Origin of the sequence: Nocardia vermiculata NBRC 100427 (assembly GCF_001613265.1) — a bacterium.
Taxonomy (GTDB): domain Bacteria; phylum Actinomycetota; class Actinomycetes; order Mycobacteriales; family Mycobacteriaceae; genus Nocardia; species Nocardia vermiculata.
Map to the genome: position 1 here is coordinate 1 of NZ_BDCA01000074.1, position 1,113 is coordinate 1,113.

Here is a 1,113-nt window from a genome sequence, read left to right on the forward strand (position 1 = left end):
CTAGGTTCTGTCTCGAAGTGAGTGATGGGGTGGCACCGCGTAGCGATGCCACCCCATCAGCATGTTCGACCGAAGCTGTTGCCCGCGTTGGCGTATAGGCGAGGTCTCCGGTATTCGGATTAGCGACCAAGCAAATCTGAATAGCACCGGAGACCTCGTGGCCAGCGTAGCGGTGGCGGGGCGAGCGGACCTGACCGATGCCCAATGGGCTCGGCTGGAACCGTTGCTGCCCCGTGGGAAGAAGGCGGGACGCCCGCCGAAGTGGACGAAACGGCAGCTCATCGACGGGATCCGGTGGCGGTGCCGGGTCGGGGCGCCGTGGCGTGACGTTCCCGCCGAATACGGGTCGTGGCAAGCGGTGTATGGGTTGTTCCGGCGGTGGCAGCGGGCCGGGTCGTGGGCCGCGATCGTGACATCGCTGCAGGTCCTGGCCGATGCCGGCGGGGTGATCGACTGGCAGGTCAGCGTCGATTCCACGACCACGAGGGCCCATCCCCATGCTGCGGGCGCCCGCCGGGAGGTCGGCGAGCAGGTCGAACCGCCGTCCGGTCCTGGTGAGTGCGAGCCTGCTGATCATGGGCTGGGGCGGTCGCGGGGCGGGTGGACCAGCAAGCTGCACCTGGCGTGTGACCAGGGCTGTCGAGTGTTGTCGGTGATGATCACTGCTGGTCAAGCCGGTGATAGTCCGCAGTTTCAGGCGGTGCTGAACGGCATCGCGGTGCCGAAACTCGGTGGCGGTCGGGCGCGGGTGCGTCCGGAGCGTGTGCTGGCCGACAAGGCGTATTCCAGTCGCGGTAATCGGGAGTGGTTGCGTCGCAAGGGGATCAAGGCCACGATCCCGGTCCCGGCGGATCAGGCTGCGCACCGGCGCCGTCGCGGTGGTGGCGGGGGTCGGCCGTATGCGTTCGATCCGGTGATCTACCGTGACCGCAACGCCGTCGAGCGGGGCATCAACCAGCTCAAACAGCATCGGGCCGTGGCAACCCGGTTCGACAAACTCGCTGTCCGCTACCAGGCCACGATCCACATCGCGGTGATCAACCAGTGGCTCAGACACTCGTGAGGCAGGACGGGCCACAGGCCCGTCCTCCCTCACTTCGAGACAGAACCTAG

General features: G+C 66.8%; 1 protein-coding gene. It reads left to right on the forward strand.

The features are described from left to right. The first annotated feature begins 157 nt into the window (after positions 1-157). The gene (locus NV2_RS30515; protein WP_067882427.1) at positions 158-1,063 is read left to right on the forward strand and encodes an IS5 family transposase; all 906 of its coding nucleotides are present in this window, start codon (positions 158-160) and stop codon (positions 1,061-1,063) included. Positions 1,064-1,113 lie beyond the last annotated feature (50 nt).